Origin of the sequence: Streptomyces spinoverrucosus, from assembly GCF_006539505.1 — a bacterium.
Taxonomy (GTDB): Bacteria; Actinomycetota; Actinomycetes; order Streptomycetales; family Streptomycetaceae; genus Streptomyces; species Streptomyces spinoverrucosus.
Genome location: NZ_BJND01000079.1, coordinates 1 through 15781 on the forward strand (window position 1 = coordinate 1; position 15781 = coordinate 15781).

Annotated in this window: 14 protein-coding genes; 3 read left to right on the top strand and 11 right to left on the bottom strand. The window is 71.7% G+C overall.

Features of this window, described 5'->3' with window-relative positions; genetic code table 11:
* Nucleotides 1-441 precede the first annotated feature (441 nt).
* Complete coding sequence (gene trpS / locus SSP24_RS36720; RefSeq protein WP_141314691.1) at nucleotides 442-1467, top strand: tryptophan--tRNA ligase; 1026 nt, start codon at nucleotides 442-444, stop codon at nucleotides 1465-1467.
* Nucleotides 1468-1509: 42 nt separating this feature from the next.
* Here the strand turns inward: trpS and proC are convergent, their stop codons facing one another.
* The 6 genes from proC to SSP24_RS36750 all read right to left on the bottom strand — a co-directional run bounded on the left by proC (nucleotide 1510) and on the right by SSP24_RS36750 (nucleotide 5976).
* Nucleotides 1510-2322, bottom strand: a complete 813-nt coding sequence (proC, locus tag SSP24_RS36725) for a pyrroline-5-carboxylate reductase (protein WP_141314625.1) — start codon at nucleotides 2320-2322, stop codon at nucleotides 1510-1512.
* A gap of 103 nt (nucleotides 2323-2425) precedes the next feature.
* Complete coding sequence (locus tag SSP24_RS36730) at nucleotides 2426-3211, bottom strand: ABC transporter permease (protein ID WP_141314627.1); 786 nt, start codon at nucleotides 3209-3211, stop codon at nucleotides 2426-2428.
* Nucleotides 3208-4032, bottom strand: a complete 825-nt coding sequence (locus SSP24_RS36735) for an ABC transporter ATP-binding protein (RefSeq protein WP_141314628.1) — start codon at nucleotides 4030-4032, stop codon at nucleotides 3208-3210. The genes SSP24_RS36730 and SSP24_RS36735 overlap by 4 nt, the downstream gene beginning before the upstream one ends.
* Before the next feature lie 191 nt (nucleotides 4033-4223).
* Nucleotides 4224-5009 (bottom strand): class I SAM-dependent methyltransferase, encoded by a 786-nt coding sequence (locus SSP24_RS36740; RefSeq protein ID WP_141314630.1) that lies wholly within the window; start codon nucleotides 5007-5009, stop codon nucleotides 4224-4226.
* Nucleotides 5010-5082: 73 nt separating this feature from the next.
* Entirely contained in the window at nucleotides 5083-5586 is a 504-nt protein-coding gene (locus tag SSP24_RS36745) for an EamA/RhaT family transporter (protein WP_141314632.1), read from the bottom strand.
* 45 nt (nucleotides 5587-5631) lie between these two features.
* Nucleotides 5632-5976: an SH3 domain-containing protein gene (locus SSP24_RS36750; RefSeq protein WP_141314634.1), complete on the bottom strand. Its 345-nt coding sequence runs from the start codon at nucleotides 5974-5976 to the stop codon at nucleotides 5632-5634.
* Between the two features lie 145 nt (nucleotides 5977-6121).
* Here SSP24_RS36750 and SSP24_RS36755 point away from each other — a divergent pair, with 145 nt between their 5' ends.
* Nucleotides 6122-8305, top strand: a complete 2184-nt coding sequence (locus SSP24_RS36755; RefSeq protein WP_141314637.1) for a serine/threonine-protein kinase — start codon at nucleotides 6122-6124, stop codon at nucleotides 8303-8305.
* A 100-nt stretch (nucleotides 8306-8405) separates the two neighbouring features.
* Here the strand turns inward: SSP24_RS36755 and ilvD are convergent, their stop codons facing one another.
* The 4 genes from ilvD to SSP24_RS36775 form a co-directional block, all read right to left on the bottom strand.
* Entirely contained in the window at nucleotides 8406-10259 is a 1854-nt protein-coding gene (gene ilvD, locus SSP24_RS36760; protein ID WP_141314639.1) for a dihydroxy-acid dehydratase, read from the bottom strand.
* A gap of 127 nt (nucleotides 10260-10386) precedes the next feature.
* Nucleotides 10387-10992: a TetR/AcrR family transcriptional regulator gene (locus tag SSP24_RS36765; RefSeq protein ID WP_141314641.1), complete on the bottom strand. Its 606-nt coding sequence runs from the start codon at nucleotides 10990-10992 to the stop codon at nucleotides 10387-10389.
* Entirely contained in the window at nucleotides 10989-11813 is an 825-nt protein-coding gene (locus tag SSP24_RS36770) for a sugar phosphate isomerase/epimerase family protein (protein ID WP_141314643.1), read from the bottom strand. The genes SSP24_RS36765 and SSP24_RS36770 overlap by 4 nt, the downstream gene beginning before the upstream one ends.
* Nucleotides 11814-11963: 150 nt before the next feature.
* Nucleotides 11964-12917 carry a Ppx/GppA family phosphatase gene (locus SSP24_RS36775; RefSeq protein WP_141314646.1) on the bottom strand — a complete coding sequence of 318 codons (954 nt, stop codon included), beginning with the start codon at nucleotides 12915-12917 and terminating at the stop codon, nucleotides 11964-11966.
* An 83-nt stretch (nucleotides 12918-13000) separates the two neighbouring features.
* On the opposite strand from SSP24_RS36775, the gene SSP24_RS36780 reads away from it, so the two are divergent.
* A complete protein-coding gene (locus SSP24_RS36780; RefSeq protein ID WP_141314648.1) occupies nucleotides 13001-13879 on the top strand; it encodes a DUF3109 family protein in 879 nt (292 codons plus the stop codon).
* 17 nt (nucleotides 13880-13896) lie between these two features.
* Here the strand turns inward: SSP24_RS36780 and SSP24_RS36785 are convergent, their stop codons facing one another.
* Entirely contained in the window at nucleotides 13897-15642 is a 1746-nt protein-coding gene (locus SSP24_RS36785) for a BACON domain-containing protein (protein ID WP_141314650.1), read from the bottom strand.
* Between the last annotated feature and the right edge of the window lie 139 nt (nucleotides 15643-15781).

Consider the following 15781-nt stretch of genomic DNA (forward strand, 5'->3'; position numbering starts at 1 on the left):
AGTGAGACTTTAGCGGATTCCTCGCTCCCGAGCTAATCGGGGGCTGCGTCCTTTCGAACGCGGATTCCTCATTCCACAAATACGCATACCAATGACACGACAACAGAGCGACGGATCGACTGCTCGTCGGGAGTGGTTGGTACTCACGGAATGGCTGTCCGGGGACCGACCGGAGTCGGCGCTCACGTCGGACAACCCGGAGAACACTACGTACCTGCCTGGGACGTGTCAACTCGGGTCCCCGACCGCACCCGGGAGGCGTACTCTGGGGGACGTGACTACGCGTACGTGTACCCAGCTGTGGTGGGCCGCCTGACGGCGGCCGTACTCACGTATGCACTCAACGGCCGCCGCCTCGGCGGCCGTTCTCGTATCTCCCTCCAGAGCTCCAGAGGGTCGGCCGGCCGGGGACGGCGGCCTCGACCAAGAGGTGGAGAAGAGATGACGCGAGTCTTCAGTGGGGTCAAGCCGACCGGCCATCTGACGCTGGGGAACTACCTCGGGGCCATGCGGCGGTGGGTGGAGGTGGACCAGCACCAGGCGGACGCGTTGTTCTGCATCGTCGATCTGCATGCGCTGACCGTGGAGCACGATCCGGCGCGGGTGCGTCGGCTGAGTCGGCAGGCGGCGACGTTGTTGCTGGCGGCGGGGCTGGATCCGGAGCGGTGCACCGTCTTCGTACAGAGTCACGTCGATGAGCACGCGCGGCTGTCGTACCTGCTGGAGTGCGTGGCGACCGACGGCGAGATGCGGCGGATGATCCAGTACAAGGAGAAGGCCGCGCGGGAGCGGGCACGGGGTGGGAGCGTGCGGCTGTCGCTGCTGACGTATCCCGTGCTGATGGCGGCGGACATCCTGGCGTACGGGACCGATGAGGTGCCGGTGGGGGATGACCAGACGCAGCATGTCGAGCTCGCGCGGGATCTGGCGGTGCGGTTCAACCAGCGGTACGGGCATACGTTCGTGGTGCCTCGGGCCACGCCTCCGCAGGTCGCGGCGCGGGTGATGAACCTGCAGGATCCGACGTCGAAGATGGGCAAGAGCGACGATTCCGGGCCCGGGATCGTCTATGTGCTCGATGAGCCGGATGTGGTGCGCAGGAAGGTCATGCGGGCCGTTACCGACAGTGGGCGGGAGGTCGTGTACGACCGGGACGGGCGGCCCGGGGTCGCGAATCTGCTGGAGATTCTGGCGGCGTGCACGGGTGGGAACCCATCGGGCCTGAGCGGTGTATATGAGTCGTACGGCGCCTTGAAGAAGGACACCGCGGAGGCCGTGGTCGAGGTCTTGAGGCCCGTGCAGGAGAGGCATCGGGAGCTGTGTGCGGATCCTGGCTATGTGGAGGGGGTGCTGCGTGATGGTGCGGAGCGGGCTCGGGCGATGGCCCGGCCGACCGTGGATGCGGCGTATCGGGCGATCGGGTTGTTGCCGGCGGCTGCGGCTGCCGATATCGGGGTGACTGCGTAGGGGGCTGGGCTTGGGCCGCCCCTGGGCAGGGGCGGCCGGGCGTCACTTGCCGTTGCCGGAGGCCAGTTCGCGGCTGCGGTCGCGGGCGGCTTCGAGGGCGGCGATGAGTGCGGCTCGTACGCCGTGGTTCTCGAGTTCGCGGATGGCGTTGATGGTGGTGCCGGCGGGGGACGTGACGTTCTCGCGGAGCTTGACCGGGTGTTCGCCGCTGTCGCGGAGCATCGTGGCCGCGCCGATCGCGGACTGGACGATGAGGTCGTGGGCCTTGTCGCGGGGCAGGCCGAGCAGGATGCCGGCGTCGGTCATGGCTTCGACCAGGTAGAAGAAGTACGCCGGGCCGGAGCCGGAGAGGGCCGTGCAGGCGTCCTGCTGGGACTCGGGGACGCGGAGCGTCTTGCCGACGGCGCCGAAGATCTCCTCGGCGTGGGCGAGGTCGGCTTCGCTGGCGTGGGTGCCGGCGGAGATGACGGACATGGCCTCGTCGACGAGGGCGGGGGTGTTCGTCATGACGCGGACGACCGGGGTGCCGGCGGCGAGGCGCGCTTCGAGGGAGGCGGTCGTGATGCCTGCCATGCCGCTGATGACCAGGCGGTCGGCGGGGACGTGAGGGGCGAGTTCGTCGAGGAGGGTGCCCATGTCCTGCGGTTTGACCGTGAGGATCAGGGTGTCGGCGGTCTTCGCGGCTTCCGGGTTGGTGACCGGGGTGACTCCGTAGCGGGTGCGGAGTTCCTCGGCCCGCTCCGGGCGGCGGGCGGTGACCAGGAGATCGGCGGGGGTCCAGCCGGCGCGGATCATTCCGCTGAGCAGGGCTTCGCCGATCTTGCCGGTGCCGAGGACTGCGACTTTCTGGGTCATGGTGCGGGGCCCTCCGGGGGTTGCGTCGTCCGGATTCATCCTCGCACCGGGTGCAAGGAACGGGCTCGCTTGTCCGGTGGGCGGAATGTGCGCGCCCGGTGGGTCATGGGGTTCGGCGTCGTAGCGTCGCCGCGCCGAGGGTGAGGACGAGCAGGGCGCAGCCCGCGACGATCAGGGCGTCGCGGATGAAGTTGGCCGTCATGTCGGTGTGCTTGAGGACTTCGTTCATGCCGTCGACGGCGTAGGACATGGGGAGGACGTTGGAGATGGCCTCAAGGACGGGGTGCATGTTGTCGCGCGGGGTGAAGAGGCCGCAGAGGAGGAGCTGGGGGAAGATCACTGCCGGCATGAACTGGACCGCCTGGAATTCCGAGGCCGCGAAGGCCGAGACGAAGAGACCGAGAGCTGTGCCGAGGAGCGCATCGAGCAGGGCCACCAGCAGAAGCAGCCAGGGGGAGCCGGTGACGTCGAGGCCGAGGAGCCAGAGAGCGAGACCCGTGGCGAGGGCGGACTGGATGATCGCGAGTGTGCCGAAGGCGAGGGCGTAGCCGGCGATCACGTCGCCCTTGCCGAGGGGCATGGCGAGGAGGCGTTCGAGGGTGCCCGAGGTGCGTTCGCGCAGGGTGGCGATGGACGTCACCAGGAACATCGTGATCAGCGGGAAGATGCCCAGCAGGGACGCGCCGATGTTGTCGAAGGTGCGCGGGCTGCCGTCGAAGACGTAGCGCAGCAGGATCAGCATCAGGCAGGGGATGAGGAGCAGCAGAGCGATCGTGCGCGGGTCGTGGGCGAGTTGGCGCAGGACCCGGGCGGCGGTCGCGGTGGTGCGGGATGCGTTGAGGGCGCTGGTGGGGGCGGGGGCGGTCGCCGTGGCCGTGGTCGTGGTCATCGGGTCGTCTCCTTGTTGCGGGCCGCGGCGCTCGCCTCGTCCACGAGGTGCAGGAACGCGGCTTCGACCGTGTCGGCGCCGGTGCGGGCGCGCAGGGCGTCCGGGGTGTCGTCGGCGAGGATCTCGCCCTCGCGCATGAGGAGGAGGCGGTGGCAGCGCTCGGCCTCGTCCATGACGTGGGAGGAGATGAGGAGGGTGGCGCCGCGGTCGGCGGCGATGGCGTGGAAGAGGTTCCACAGGTCGCGGCGGAGGACGGGGTCGAGGCCGACGGTGGGTTCGTCGAGGACCAGTAGTTCGGGGGTGCCGAGGAGGGCGACCGCGAGGGAGACGCGGCTGCGCTGGCCGCCGGAGAGGTTGCCGGCGAGGGCGTCGGCGTGGCTGTTGAGGTCGACGTCGGTGAGGACGCGGTCGACGTCGTGGCGGCGGTCGGTGGCCGTGCGGCCGGGGTCGAGTATCGCGGCGAAGTAGTCGAGGTTCTGACGGACGGTGAGGTCGTCGTAGACGGAGGGGGCCTGGGTGACGTAGCCGATGCGGGTGCGCAGGGTGCGGTGGCCGGCGGGGCGGCCGAGGACGTCGAGGGTGCCGGTGACTTTTGCCTGGGTGCCGACGATGGCGCGCATGAGGGTGGACTTGCCGCAGCCGGAGGGGCCGAGGAGGCCGGTGATCTGGCCGCGCGGGACGTTGAAGTTCAGTGCGCGCAGGACTGTGCGGGGGCCGCGGACGACGGTGAGGTCTTCGGCGCGGATGGCGGGGGTGTGGGTGGTTCCGGGGGTGGTTTGGCTGGCCGTGGGGTGGGGTGGGCCGGCCGAGTAATTCATCATGCGATGAATAATGCTCCTGGGGGTGGGTGGCGTCAAGTTCGGGCGCTTGGCGGCGCAGGGGTGGGGGTGGTGAGGCGGGCGCGGGGTTCGGTTGCTGTGATTCGCCCCCACGCGGGCGCGGCGGTGGCCCTGGAGAAGGGGCGTCGGGAGGGGACTGGAGGTGAGAGCGGCTGACCCGCCGTGAGGTGGGGTCAGGGGGCGGTGGCGACCAGGAGCTCCACGTCGTAGGCCTCCTCCACGATCCCGTCCGGGAAGACGGCGAGCAGGCGGGCCCGCTCCTCGGTCAGGAAGGCGCGGCTGTACTCCTCGCCCCGGACCAGGAAGGCCGAGTGGCTGCCGATGTTGGCCAGGTGCGTGTCGACCGGGACGCGGCGGCTCCAGCGGACCCGGCGGTGCGCGAAGTCGAGGCGGCCGGAGGGGTCGGCCACGTGGGAGTCGCTCGCGTCCTTCTTCCAACGGGCGGCGTCGACATCGAAGTGCTGCTCGATCCGCAGCTGCTGCTCGTCGATCCACGGCACGTCGAGGGCGCTGGTGTTCCACCACAGCGCCAGCGCACCGCCCGGGCGCAGCACTCGGAGCGCCTCCGGCACCGAATGGGCAGGGTCGGTCCAGTGCCAGGCCTGGGCGTAGGTGATGAAGTCCGCGCAGGCGTCGGTGAGGGGGAGGGCGTTGCCGTTGCCTCGGACGATCGGGATGCCGGGGCGGGTGCGGCGGAAGTGGGCGGACATGCCGTCGCCGGGTTCGACGGCCACCACGTCGGCGCCCCGGTCGTGCAGCAGGGCGGTGGCTATGCCGGTACCGGCGCCGACGTCCACCACACGCGCACCGGCGAGGGGGCGCCCCGCCAGTTCCTCGATGGCGTCGAAGAGGGCGGGCGGATAGGAGGGGCGGTTCGCGGCGTACTGGGCTGCGACGGCGTTGAAGGATTGAGCGCGGGAGGGGTGGGAGGGGGGCGGGGGCGTCGTTGAGGTGGCCATGGGGACATGGTGGCCGGGGTGGGGCGGGGAGGACAGGGTCGCCCGCCTCGCCGCGATGGCAGGCCAAGGCACCTCAGTCGCGGCGGCGCCTCTTTGCGGGGTTGCCGGTGCGGCGGGCGGTGCGTTTCTTGTGGTCCTGGAGGGCCGTTTCGTATTCCTCGCGGTGGAGTTTTTCGCCGGGGGCCTCGACTAGGGAGCGGACGAAGTAGGCGAGGAGGGAGCCGACGAAGCCGATGGCGAGGAGGCCGCGGAGGGCGGACTGGCGGTCGGGGTCGTGGCGCTTGGTGAAGCCTTCCCAGGTGTGCCGGAAGGCGAGCGAGCTGCAGACCGCGAACATGACGACGACCAGGAGCGGGACGAAGCTGCCCGTCTCGGCGAGCTGGATGCCCTCGTAGGCGAAGCGGAGCACCAGGCAGGCGGCGACGGCCGCGGCGAGGGAGCCGACGGACGCGGCGATGCGGCGGGCGGTGTAGCCGTGGTCGTGGTCGACCCAGGTCGTACCGAAGAAGCGGAGGGGTTCGGGGCGGGGCCCGCCGCCCGTGGGCCGGTCCGGGGTGCCGTTCTGGTTGTCGCTCACGGGTCGATTATGGCTCCCGGGTGGGCGACGGGCCCCAGGTCGTGGTCAGGAGCAGCGCGGGGCGACGTAGCCGTCGCTGCCGGTCCTGACGTAGGCGTCGGAGACGTACTGGGAGTTGGCGATGCAGTCCCAGATGGGGGTGGTGCCGTAGGGGCCGGTGACGGTTTCGCCGGGGCGCTGGCAGTAGATCGGGACGGTGGTGCCCTCGGGCAGGACGCGGACGATGCGGTAGTTGGTGCCGGGACCGCTGCGGACGTTGAGCCGGACGCCGGGGGCGACCGGGTAGGCGCGGACTCGGGGCGCGGCGGCCTCCGCCGTCACAGTCGCTTCCGCCGTCGGTGCCGTCTCCTGCTCGCCCGCGTCCGAGATCTCTATGTTGTCCGTGGCCATGTCGGCCTCCCCCGTTTGGATGCCTGTGAACAGTTCACGCCAAAAATGTCTGGCGCACCGAGGCTAGCAAGCCACAGGGGTTTCGCACGCACCATCGACTAGGCTCAGCGCGTCGCGCGTGCGGACGGACATCCGGGGGTGAGAGATGCCGCCATGGCGCAGCACCGGTGCGAATGCGGAAGCGGAATCTCCGCAGTACGCCGGACAGTATCTGCTGGAGGCACAGCTCGGGTCCGGCGGCATGGGCGTGGTCCATCTGGCGCGGTCGGCCTCGGGGTTGCGGCTGGCCGTGAAGGTCGTGCACGCGGAGTTCGCGCAGGATCCCGAGTTCCGGGGGCGGTTCCGGCAGGAGGTCGGGGCGGCCCGGCGGGTCAGCGGTGCGTTCACCGCGCCGGTCGTCGACGCCGATCCGGATGCCGAGCGGCCGTGGATGGCGACGCTGTTCATCCCCGGGCCGACCCTCTCCGCGTATGTGAAGCGGAATGGCGCCCTGCCTCCTGCCCGGCTGCGGCAGTTGATGGCGGGGCTGGCGGAGGCGTTGCGGGACATCCATCGGGCCGGAGTGGTGCACCGCGATCTCAAGCCCAGCAATGTGCTGCTCGCCGAGGACGGGCCGAAAGTCATCGACTTCGGCATTTCCCGGCCCTCGGACAGCGAACTGCGCACCGAGACCGGCAAGCTGATCGGCACGCCGCCGTTCATGGCGCCGGAGCAGTTCCGCAGGCCGCGGGATGTCGGACCGGCCGCCGATGTGTTCGCGCTCGGGTCGGTCATCGTGCACGCGGCGACGGGCAGCGGGCCGTTCGACTCCGACAGCCCGTACTTGGTGGCGTATCAGGTCGTCCATGAAGAGGCGGACTTGACAGGCGTGCCGCAGGAGCTCACGCCGCTCGTCGCCCGTTGTCTGGCCAAGGAGCCGGAGGACCGGCCCACCCCGGACGTGCTGATGGCGGAGCTGCGGTCGCTGTCGGCGTCGTACGACACCCAGGCCTTCATCCCCGAACAGCGCACGGGCGAGCAGCTGTTCGAACCCCTCGGCGAACGCCCCGGCAACTCCCCCGGCGAGCGCCCCAGCGACGACCTGCCCACCCACCGTCGGCGCCGGGTGCCCGCTGTCCCGGACGCCGCCGGCACGGACGTACCGCCGAAGAGCAAGGCCAGGCGACGGTGGATGGCGGCCGTCGCGGGGGCCGCCGTGCTCGCGCTCGGGGCCGGGGCCCTCGTGCTGGCCGGGACCGACGGGACCGAGGCGCCCGCCGGGCAGGTGCAGGCCCAGCGGTTCCGGGCCTGGGACGTCGAGCTGAGCGCGCCGGGCGTCGAGGCGAGCGGGATGCCGCAGTGCACGTACGGCGGCAGCGCGCTGTACTGCACGCGCCCCGGCGTCCTGGCCGCCGCCGTCGATCCCCTCGACGGCGAGGTGAAGTGGGCGCGGGCGGGCTCGGACCAGCGCGCCGACGGGAGCGTACAGCCGCCGGTCCTCGCGGGCGGCCTGCTGCACGTCGTCTCCGAGGGCAGCCGGCGGCTCGCCGCGCTCGACCCGGCGACCGGCCGGACCCGCTGGAGCTACGACATCGCCCGCTACGACGGCCGGATCGCACACGTCGGCGGGTTCGTCCTGCTCACCGGCCCCGACTCGACGGTCACCGCGCTGGACGCGGCCACCGGCGAACGCAAGTGGCGGCACAAGGTCGGCGGGCTCACCCAGCCGGTGTTCCAGTCGTACGGCGGACGGGTCGCGTACGCCGTGACCGCGGACGGCACCGGGACGCGCGTCACCGCCGTGGAGCCGGAGACCGGCGCGGTGCGGTGGCAGCGGCGGCTGGCGGGGGCTTTGAGCCTGGTGGGTGCGCGGGAGGGCGTGCTGTGGTTCTCGTCGACGTCCGCGGCGTACGCGGACACGGATGCCGTCGTGCGGTACGACGTCACGCAGGGCACCCAGCGCCGGATCGACCTGCGCTTCCCGGTGGCGGGGGCGCAGGCGGTCGTGGCGCAGGAGACGGTGTATCTGCTGGGCGCGGACGGGGCGCTGACCGCGGTGGACACCGGTACGTCGGAGCAGCGGTGGCGGCTGGAGACGTCCGTGAGTTTCCCGTCGGCGCCGGTCGTGGCCGGGAAGCGGCTGTACTTCAGCGCCGGGGACGGGCGGGTCGTCGCGGTCGACGCCGTGAAGGGGGCGTTGCTGGGGCAGACGGACGCGCGGCCGGGGGCGGCTCGGGGGTCGGTGGTGTCGGGGTTGCCGTTGCCGGTGGTGGGGGACGGGAAGGTGTTCGCGGGGGCGCCGGACGGGGTGTTGTTCGCGGTGGACGGGGGCGGTGTGGCGGGGTGGTGAGACGCCTCGGGGCGTCCCCCGGTGACGAGGCCCCTTGGGGAAGTCCCGCCGGGTAGCGAAAGGGGCCGCCCTCACAGGCGGCCCCCCTCACTCACGCCCCTCAGCCCAGCTTGCTCACGTCCCGCACCGCGCCCTTGTCCGCGCTGGTCGCCATCGCGGCGTACGCGCGCAGGGCGGCGGACACCTTGCGGTCACGGTTCTTGGGGGCGTACGCCCCATTCAACGCCTGCTCCCGGCGCGCCAGTTCCGCCTCGTCGACGAGCAGCTCGACCGAGCGGTTCGGGATGTCGATGCGGATGCGGTCGCCGTCCTCGACGAGGGCGATGGTGCCGCCGGACGCCGCCTCGGGGGACGCGTGGCCGATCGACAGACCCGACGTGCCGCCGGAGAAGCGGCCGTCCGTGATCAGCGCGCAGGTCTTGCCGAGGCCGCGGCCCTTGAGGAAGGACGTCGGGTAGAGCATCTCCTGCATACCGGGGCCGCCCTTGGGGCCCTCGTACCGGATGACGACGACGTCGCCGTCGGTCACCTGCTTGTTGAGGATCTTCTCGACGGCCTCCTCCTGCGACTCGCAGACGACCGCGGGGCCCTCGAAGGTCCAGATCGACTCGTCGACACCGGCGGTCTTCACCACGCAGCCGTCGACGGCGAGGTTGCCCTTGAGGACCGCCAGGCCACCGTCCTTCGAGTACGCGTGTTCGACGGAGCGGATGCAGCCGCCCTCGGCGTCCTCGTCCAGCGCCTCCCAGCGCTCGGACTGGGAGAAGGCCTCAGCCGACCTCACACACCCCGGGGCCGCGTGCCACAGTTCCACGGCCTCGGCGGAGGGCGAGCCGCCGCGGACGTCCCAGGTCTTGAGCCAGTCGGCGAGCGACGGGCTGTGGACGGCGTGCACGTCCTCGTTGAGCAGGCCCCCGCGGTGCAGTTCGCCCAGCAGGGCGGGGATGCCGCCGGCGCGGTGCACGTCCTCCATGTAGTACGTGCGGTCCTTGGCGACGTTCGGCGCGACCTTCGCCAGGCACGGCACACGGCGCGAGACGGCGTCGATCTGCTCCAGGCCGAAGGGGACCTCCGCCTCCTGGGCGGCGGCCAGCAGGTGCAAGATCGTGTTGGTCGAGCCGCCCATCGCGATGTCGAGGGCCATCGCGTTCTCGAAGGCGGCGAAGGTGGCGATGGAGCGGGGCAGGACCGTGTCGTCGTCCTGCTCGTAGTAGCGCCGGGTGATGTCCATGACCGTGCGGGCGGCGTCGACGTAGAGCCGCTTGCGCGCGGTGTGGGTGGCCAGGACCGAGCCGTTGCCGGGCAGGGAGAGGCCGATGGCCTCGGTCAGGCAGTTCATCGAGTTGGCGGTGAACATGCCGGAGCAGGAGCCGCAGGTCGGACAGGCGTTCTCCTCGATACGGAGGATGTCCTCGTCCGAGATCTTGTCGTTCACTGCGTCGGAGATCGCGTCGACCAGGTCGAGGGTGCGGACCGTGCCGTCGACCAGCGTGGCGCGGCCGGACTCCATCGGGCCGCCGGAGACGAAGACCGTGGGGATGTTGAGGCGGAGCGCCGCGTTCAGCATGCCCGGGGTGATCTTGTCGCAGTTGGAGATGCAGACCAGGGCGTCGGCGCAGTGCGCCTCGACCATGTACTCCACGCTGTCCGCGATCAGGTCGCGGGAGGGCAGGCTGTAGAGCATGCCGCCGTGACCCATCGCGATGCCGTCGTCGACGGCGATCGTGTTGAACTCGCGCGGGATGCCGCCAGCCTCCCGGATCGCCTCGCTGACGATCCGGCCGACGGGCTGGAGGTGCGTGTGGCCGGGCACGAACTCGGTGAAGGAGTTCGCCACCGCGATGATCGGCTTCCGGCCGATGTCCGCACCGGGTACACCGGAGGCGCGCATAAGGGCGCGGGCGCCCGCCATATTGCGTCCGTGGGTGACTGTGCGGGACCTCAGCTCGGGCATCGTCGCTCGCTCCTTCGGAGAAATCTGACTGCTATGAGCCTACGCCGGTGCTCCAAGGGATGGACACGGTGTCCGGAATGCGGGATGCGTGTCTCAGGGGAGTCCGCTGCGGGTCGTCTGACGGCCGTCAGGGACCGGTCAGGTGTCCTTGTACGACCGGCGCGATGCGCTTGATGATCACTTCGACGTCGGCCGAGGCGAGCGGCTCCAGCTTGATCACGTACCGCATGATGGCCACCCCGACCAGCTGCGCGGCCGCCAGCTCGGCGCGCAGCTCGGCGTCGGGCAGGCCGAGCTGCGAGGCGACCCGGCGCAGCAGCTGGGCGGCGACGAGGCGGCGGAAGACGGACGCCGCCACCTCGTTGGTCACGGCGGACCGTACGACGGCGAGCAGCGGGGTCCGGGTGACGGGGTTCTCCCAGATGCCGAACAGGAACCGGGCGAACCGCTCGCCGACCCCCTCGGCCGGCCCCTCGAAGATCACGTCCGGTGCCTTCAGCGCGGGCGCGAAGACCGCCTCCAGCGCCTCCTGGAAGACCTGCTCCTTGGTGCCGAAGTAGTGATGCACCAGCGCCGAGTCCACGCCCGCCGCCTTGGCGATGCCGCGTACCGACGTCTTCTCGTAGCCCCGCTCGGAGAACTCCTCGCGGGCCGCGGCGAGGATGCGGTCGCGGGTGTCGCCGGACTCCGTACGCGGGGGCCTGCCGCGCCTGCGGGCGGTCGCGCCGGTCATCGCCGGGGCACCTTCACGGAGGAGGCCAGGTGGAGCCGGGTGAAGGCCAGAGCCTCGGCGAGGTCGGCCTCGCGCTCGGCGCTGGACATGGCACGGCGGGTGTTGACCTCGATGACGACATGGCCGTCGAAACCGCTGAGGGCGAGACGTTCCAGCAGCTCGGCGCAGGGCTGGGTGCCGCGGCCGGGGACCAGGTGCTCGTCCTTGTTGGAACCGCCGCCGTCGGCGAGGTGGACGTGGCCGAGGCGGTCGCCCATGCGGTCGATCATGTGCAGGGCGTCGGTGCGGGCGGTCGCGGTGTGGCTGAGATCGATCGTGAAGTGCCGGTAGTCGTCCTTGGTGACGTCCCAGTCGGGGGCGTAGGCGAGCATCTCGCGGTCGCGGTAGCGCCAGGGGTACATGTTCTCGACGGCGAACCGCACATCTGTCTCGTTCGCCATCCGCCAGATCCCGGCGACGAAGTCGCGCGCGTACTGGCGCTGCCAGCGGAACGGGGGGTGGACGACGACGGTGCCGGCGCCGAGCTTCTCGGCGGCCGCCCGGGCGCGCTGGAGTTTGACCCAGGGGTCGGTGGACCAGACGCGCTGCGTGATGAGCAGGCAGGGGGCGTGTACGGCGAGGATCGGGATCTGGTGGAAGTCGCTCAGTCGGCGCAGGGCCTCGATGTCCTGGCTGACGGGTTCGTTCCACACCATGACCTCTACGCCGTCGTACCCGAGGCGTGCGGCGATCTCGAAGGCCGTCGCCGTCGACTCCGGATAGACGGAGGCCGTCGAGAGGGCGACCTTCGCATCCGGGATGCGTACGACTGGTTCTGCCACGGAGACAGGGTACGTGGGTCTGGGGGGTGGGCCGGGGTTGGTGTGCGCCTATTCACCGTTGGTCTCTGTCGCCGTGGGCGGGAGCGGGTTGTCGTGGGCTGGTCGCGCAGTTCCCCGCGCCCCCTTTCCGGCGACGCCCAGCCGCTCGTTTCATCCTTGCCCCATGTGATCGTCATCCGACCCCATGTGATCCAGGCGACGCAGGATGATGCCCTCCCTCAGTGCCCACGGGCAGATCTCCAGCGTCTCCACGCCGAACAGGTCCATCGCCGCCTCCGCCACCAGCGCGCCCGCGAGGAGCTGGCCCGCTCGGGCATCCGAGACGCCGGGGAGGTCGGCGCGTTCCTCCGCGGTCATGCCGGACAGGCGCGGTACCCAGGACTCCAGGGACTGCCGTTTGAGTTCGCGCTGGACGTAGAGGCCCTCGGCGGAGCGGGCGGCGCCGCAGATGCGGGCGAGCTGCTTGAAGGTCTTGGAGGTGGCGACCACGTGGTCGGGGGCGCCGAAGCGGGTGAACTCGCCCACCGTGCGCGCGATCTCGGCGCGGACGTGGCGGCGCAGCGCGCGTATGTCGTCGGTAGCGGGCGGGTCGGCGAGCAGCCAGCCGGAGGTGAGCCGGCCGGCGCCGAGCGGTAGCGAGACGGCCGCGTCGGGTTCCTCGTCGATGCCGTAGGCGATCTCCAGGGAGCCGCCGCCGATGTCCAGGACGAGCAGCTTGCCCGCCGACCAGCCGAACCAGCGGCGGGCGGCGAGGAAGGTGAGCCGGGCCTCCTCGGGGCCGGTGACGACCTGGAGGGCGACGCCGGTTTCCTGCTGCACGCGCGCGAGGACGTCGTCGGCGTTGGTGGCCTCCCGCACGGCGGAGGTGGCGAACGGCAGGAGTTCCTCGACGCCCTTGTCCTCGGCAGCCTGGAGCGCGTCATGGATGACCGCGATCAGCTTGTCGACCCCCTCGGGGCCGATGGCACCGGCCTCGTCGAGGAGTTGGGCGAGGCGCAGTTCCGCCTTGTGCGAGTGCGCGGGCAGCGGGCGCGCGCCGGGGTGTGCGTCCACCACCAGCAGATGCACCGTGTTGCTTCCCACGTCGAGGACACCGAGTCTCATGTACGGAACGCTACTGCCAGCCGCGCTGTGCCCCGTCCCCGAGGCGGTCCCGGAACCGGCCGCGGGCGACTTACCCTGGACGGGTGCCAAAGACGAAAAAGGCGAAGACCGACAAGGCGGACAAGAAGGCCACATCGGCCAAGGGGTCTGCCCGGGATTCTTCGCAGGCGACAGCACCGAAGAAGTCGAAGCAGGCCCCGGCCGTCCCGGCAGCCGACGAGAAGGGCCTCGACTTCCCGCGCGCGTGGGTGGAGTTCCCGGATCCGGCGGACGACGAGCAGGTGTTCCGCTGCGATCTGACATGGCTCACCTCTCGCTGGAACTGCATCTTCGGCAGCGGCTGCCAGGGCATCCAGGCGGGCCGCGCGGACGACGGGTGCTGCACCCTGGGCGCCCACTTCTCCGACGAGGACGACGAGCGGCGGGTCGCCGAGCATGTGGCGAGGCTCACGCCGGAGATCTGGCAGAACCACTCCGAGGGCACCCGGAACGGCTGGGTCTCGAAGGACGACGAGGGCTCCCGCCAGACCCGGCCCTACCAGGGCTCGTGCATCTTCCAGAACCGGCCCGGCTTCGCGGGCGGCGCGGGCTGCTCGCTGCACATCCTCGCCGTGCGGGAGGGCCGCGAGCCGCTGGAGACCAAGCCGGACGTGTGCTGGCAGTTGCCGATCCGGCGCACCTACGACTGGATCGACCGGCCTGACGACACGCGCGTGCTGCAGATCTCGATCGGTGAGTACGACCGCCGGGGCTGGGGTCCGGGCGGCCACGACCTGCACTGGTGGTGCACGTCGGCGACCTCGGCGCACGGCGCGGGCGAGCCGGTGTACGTCTCCTACCGGGCGGAGCTGACCGAGCTGATGGGCAAGGCGGGGTACGACCGTCTGGTCGAGCTCTGCGAGCAGCGGCTGGCGTCGCAGCTGCCCCTGCTCGCACCGCATCCGGCGGATCCGGTGGACTGACGCGGCGGCCGGCACATCTAGGACGTGCTGGGGTCGGGGGCGCCGCCGTCGCCGGGAGGCGGTGTCGGGCTTCCCGGGTCGGAAGGGTTGGTGGCGCTGGGGGTGGGCTCGGGGTCGGGCGGCGGTGTGGTCGGGGTGCTCGGTGTGGGATCGGGCGGGGCCGGGGTCGTGGGCGTCGGGTCCGGGCCGGGCAGGGGCGGCTGACTGGGGTCGCCCGGGGTGCTCGGCCGGGGGTCAGGGGCGGGGCCGGGGTCGGACGGGGTGGGTGCGCTGCCGTACCCCTGGATGGAGACGACCGCGCCGACGGGTGCGAGCGCGACCCGTGCGCTCCAGTACCCGGACGGCTCGCGCAGCTGGTCGACGTACACCTTGATCGTCAACGTCTCGCCGGGGCGGAGGGTTCCCGAGGACTGGCTGAGATAGAGCCAGGAGGCGGCCGTGCTCGCGGACCAGCGGACGGGGGCGGGGCCGGACGCGGTGAGGGTGATGACGGTGGTGTCGCCGGTGGTGCCCGCGGTCACCCGGAGCCGGCCCGCGCTCCTCTCACCGGCTCCGGCGACGCTGATGACCTCCACCGACACGTCCGGCTTGTTGCCCTGGGAGAAACGACCGCCGGGGCTGGTGCTGGCGTTGCCGGCGTTCTCGTAGCCGCCGTCCGCCGCCTCGCCGCCGAGGGCGCCGGGGCCGTCGTCCCGGCTGGCGGTGGCCCCGCGGCCGCCCCCGCCCTCACCGGTGATCGGCGCACCCCGGTAGGCGGACCACAGGGCGAGGACGGGGGCGGCCACCACGGTGGCGACGACGGTGGTGGTGACGGCACGCGCGCGGAGGCGGTCTCTGCGGGCGGCGCGGTCCTTGGGGTCCATCGGAAAGCCGCGCCGGTCGAAGCGGGGGGCGGTGCCCCGCGCGCGTGGGTGGTGCGCCATGGCCATGTGCAGGGCCGCGCGGGGGGCCTCCAGCACGGGCAGCTGGGCGGGGGTCGGGCCGGCGCCGGGCCAGCGGCCGGGAAGCGCGCGCTCGGCGGTGCGGCGGCAGCGGGGGCAGTCGTCGACGTGCCGGACCAGTTCCTTGCGCAGGGCGGTGCTGAGCACCAGCTGGTGGTCGCCGGTGAGGCGGGCGACGCTCGGACAGGCGCCGGTCTCGACGACGGCGAGGGCCGCACGCGTGCGTTCCACCTCGCAGGCGGCGGAGGCGAGCAGGTCGCGGGCGGCGGCGAGGTCCAGGCCGAGGACCGCGGCGACCTCGTGGGCGGCCAGGTGGTGGCGCACGGCCAGTTCGAGCGCCTCGCGCTGCTCGGGGGTGGTGCCTGCCGCCTCCGGCCAGGCGAGCAGGGCGAGTTCGCGCCGGCGCTGCTCGTGCACCTCCTCGGAGACGGGGGGCGTATTGGACCGCGTGGCGCGTTTTCGCTCGGTGCCGGGTCGGCCCGCCGCGTGGGTGGCCTGACGTTTCTGCTTGGCCTCGGCCAGCTTGCACAGGCATGCCCAGCGGGCCAGCGCGTACAGCCAGGCCCGGCGGTCACCGGCGGCCTGTGGAGCGCGCTGGCCGCGGCGCTCGGCGAGCGCGAGGACCTCGCCCAGGGCGGCGGTGGCCGCGTCGTGGTCGCACAGCACGGACAGGCAGTACGTGAACAGTCCGTCCAGATACGGCTCGTAGCGCGCGGGCGGCCGTTGCACCAATGTGCGCGCCGCAGCGCGGTCACGCGCATCGCGGCGCGCACGATGGGCGCCAGTGGTGCGGGTCGTGGTGTCCGGGCTGCTGCTCATCACCCGGCGACCGTAGGCGGCGGGGGGTTGCGGCTTCTGCCCTGATGAGCACTTTTAATCCGTACGGGTGAAACGATCCCTCATAAGGGGACAGGAACCCTGTATTCCATGGCTCGTTCATGACGGGCGGCCGGTTCGGGGG